A 3,096-nucleotide genomic window follows, 5' to 3' on the forward strand; every position below is an offset into this window, starting at 1 on the left:
CGTCCGGTGCGCGGGATCACCCGCCGCTTCCCCGGGGGCAGCCGGTCGGCGGGTGATCCCGCGCACCGGACGGCCCGAACCCGCCGGGCCGAGGCATGAATCGCGAGCGTGCCGGGGACAATAGCCCGCGACGTGAGGGTCACCGCGCGAGCGAGCGCCCGAGCCGGGGGTACGTGGACGGGACGGGGGCCGACGTGACGGGTGGCACAGCCGCCGACGAGCTGTTTCCCGGGGACGACCCGACGAGCGCGGCGCACCGGGCGAGGGACTGGGCGGCCACCCCGCTCGGGCCCGTCGAGTCCTGGCCGGTGGAGCTGCGGTCCGCGGTCCGGGCCCTCATGCCCTCCCGGATCCCGATGCTGCTCTGGTGGAGCCATGCGGCGTGCGCGAACGCGATCGAGCACGGCTACCGGTTCGCCCCCGGCGCGATCACCACCCCGCGGGCCGAGCTGCGCGACGACCGGCTGGAGATCGAGGTACGCGACCACGGCGGCTGGCGGGCGAGCGACCCGGACGGCGGCACGGACCGGGGCCGGGGACGGTTGATCATGGCGCGGGTGATGGACGAGGCGACGATCTCCGGCACGTCCGAGGGGACGACGGTCCGGATGGTGAAGCGGCTCTCCGGCGGGTCCTGAGCGTCGGTCACCCGTGCGGTCGCGGGCCGGCCGGGGCCGTGTCCAGCTCTCGTCGCAAGACCGACGCCGGGGTCCGGCGGATGGTGAAGATCAGCTATAAGTGACTCATGGACTTTCCGGCGTACCTGGCCACCATGCCGATGCACGCGATCACCGAGATCCACGGCGAACCGGGGTTGCTGGAGCGGTTCCGGCTGGAGATCCGGGCGTTCGACGCCGATGCCCGGGAGCGGCTGACCGAGGCGCTCGATCTCGCCGCCGAGCTGCACCGCGACGACCGGCGGGTGCGCGAGCCCTACCTCAACCACCTGCTGCGGGTGGCGATCCGGATGATGCACCACTACCAGGTGCGCGACGTCGACGTGATCGTCGCCGGCCTGCTGCACGACGCCGTGGAGGACCACCCGGCGGAGCTGGCCGGCCCCGACGCGTCCGGTGATCCGACGGAGGCGGCGCTGGCCGCGCTGGCCGCGCGGTTCGGCCCCCGCGTCGCCCGCCTCGTCGGTGCGGTCACCAACCCGGCGTACGACCCGGAGCGGGACAGGGACGTCCAGTACCGGGAGCACGTGGCGGCCAGCCTGGACCGGGAGCCCTGGGCCCGGGTGATCAAGATGTCGGACTTCACCGACAACGGCGTCGGCGTGATCCACACGGTGGGGCCGAAAGTCACCCGCTCCGCCACCAAGTACCGCCCCCTGGTGCCGGTCTTCCGGGACCTGATCGCCCGGCCGGACACGCCGCTGTCCGCGCCGGTGAAGCGGCACATCTTCGCCCAGCTCGACCTGGCCGAGGAGCGGTTCAGCGCCATCCTCGATCAGCCGAACTAGCCGCGGCGCAGCACCCGGGTGGTGCCGGCGGCAATGGTGGTGACCAGGATCCAGCCGCAGGCGATCAACCCGTACGCCACCCATGCCGTCGCCCCGACCGGCTCGAACGCTGCCTCCTGGTGCAGGTCGACGAGGGGCAGCAGGAGGTCGAGCGTGTAGATGGGGGCACGGAAGTGCAGCGGTCGGGCGGGGTCCAGGGGCACCGGCTGCGCTACGGCGAACACCGCGGTGCCGAGCAGCAGCAGCGCCACCAGCCAGGTGGCGGCCAGTGCGGGGCGGTATCCGTAGCCGACCGTGACGTCCTGGAGGTACCCCCACAGCCGGCCGGGCCGGGACTGCCCGGTCCGGCGGTGCCGTTGCCCGCGCAACAGGACCGCCCGCCTGGCATCCTCCTCGCCTCGGCGGCGGTACATCGCCGCCAACTGCTCGTACGCCTGCGCGGAGTAGCCGTCCCTGTTGCGGGCCAGCCAGTTCAGCCGCTGGGCCGCGGTCGCCGGCGATTGGATCGTGTCGTAAGTGAGCCCGTCCAGGCGGAGCTTTGCCGGCCAGGTGCTCGGGTCGTCCCGCAGGACCCCGAGCCGGGCGTGCCGGAGATCCACCTCACCGTCGATCGGTTCGCTGGTCGACAGGACCAGCTCGGCGGTCCGGAGCTGGCGGCAGGCGAGGGTGCTCTCCGCCACGCTGCTCAGGGAGGCCCGCTCGAAACAGACCTGGCTGCCCACGTCCGCGAACGACAGGTTGATCCGACCTCGCGCGGTGAAGCCTTCGCAGCAGTTGAACACCCCGCCCACCGTGATGTCGACGGCGGCCAGGGCGCGTCCCTGCGGGTTGTCGAGCCGGGCCCGGAGCAGCCGCACGGACCCTCGGACGTCGGCGTTGTCCAGCCGCACCTCCCCCTCGCAGCTCAGGCCCTCGCCCCGGATGTCGTGACCGACCGAGAGCAGTCTGGCCTCGACCGCCGGAGCACCGACCAGGTGCGCCTCGTCGAGCACGAGCGCTCCCTCGATCCGCGCGGCGACGAGATGAAGTGGGCCGCTGCGGACCTCGGCCAGTCTGAGGTTTCCCTCGACCACCGCCTTGTCGGCCCAGATGCCGGGCAACCGTGAGCCGGCCAGGTCGATCTCCCGGGTGCGGGCACCCACCAGCTCGATCCGGTCGGTGAAGTCGCACCGGCTCAGCCGCACCGGATAGGGAATCTCCGCGTACGACAGGTCGAGCCTCCCGGCTATCTCGGCGCCGACCAGCGTCAGGGCAGCCAGCTCACCGGGCTCGGCCGGCACGGCGCCGAGCAGCAGGGCCCGGATGACCCCGGCGCGGACCACTCGATCCTCCGCGTCGCCGAGGTCCACCTGCGCGCGTCGAGAAAACGCCTGCCAGACGGCCCGTTCCGGGGCGGTCAACTCGAGTTCCCATCCCGCCATCCTGGTCGCCACCGGCAAGCCCCGTCAGCCCCGCCGATCTGCTGGCTACCGCACCAGGTCGGGTGGGTGGTGTCACCCGGCCTGGGGGCTGACAACTGCTCACTCTCCCGTGATCAAACATACGAATATATGAGTGTTAGTATCGTTCTGTGAAGCTTGCCGAGTGGGCGCGCCGTAACGGTGTGCACCCGCAGACCGCGTACCGCTGGT

At 72.2% G+C, this 3,096-nt stretch carries 3 protein-coding genes; 2 read left to right on the forward strand and 1 reads right to left on the reverse strand.

What is annotated here, in order from left to right:
- The first annotated feature begins 194 nt into the window (after nucleotides 1-194).
- Nucleotides 195-638, forward strand: coding sequence for an ATP-binding protein (locus DKT69_RS02545; RefSeq protein ID WP_236647295.1), 444 nt, complete (start codon nucleotides 195-197; stop codon nucleotides 636-638).
- A gap of 107 nt (nucleotides 639-745) precedes the next feature.
- On the forward strand, nucleotides 746-1,465 hold the full coding sequence (locus DKT69_RS02550) for an HD domain-containing protein (protein ID WP_109799993.1): 720 nt from the start codon (nucleotides 746-748) through the stop codon (nucleotides 1,463-1,465).
- Here DKT69_RS02550 and DKT69_RS02555 read toward each other — a convergent pair.
- Nucleotides 1,462-2,898: a hypothetical protein gene (locus tag DKT69_RS02555; protein WP_236647296.1), complete on the reverse strand. Its 1,437-nt coding sequence runs from the start codon at nucleotides 2,896-2,898 to the stop codon at nucleotides 1,462-1,464. The genes DKT69_RS02550 and DKT69_RS02555 overlap by 4 nt on opposite strands.
- Between the last annotated feature and the right edge of the window lie 198 nt (nucleotides 2,899-3,096).

Source organism: Micromonospora sicca (assembly GCF_003172935.1).
In the GTDB taxonomy this organism is placed as follows: domain Bacteria; phylum Actinomycetota; class Actinomycetes; order Mycobacteriales; family Micromonosporaceae; genus Micromonospora; species Micromonospora sicca.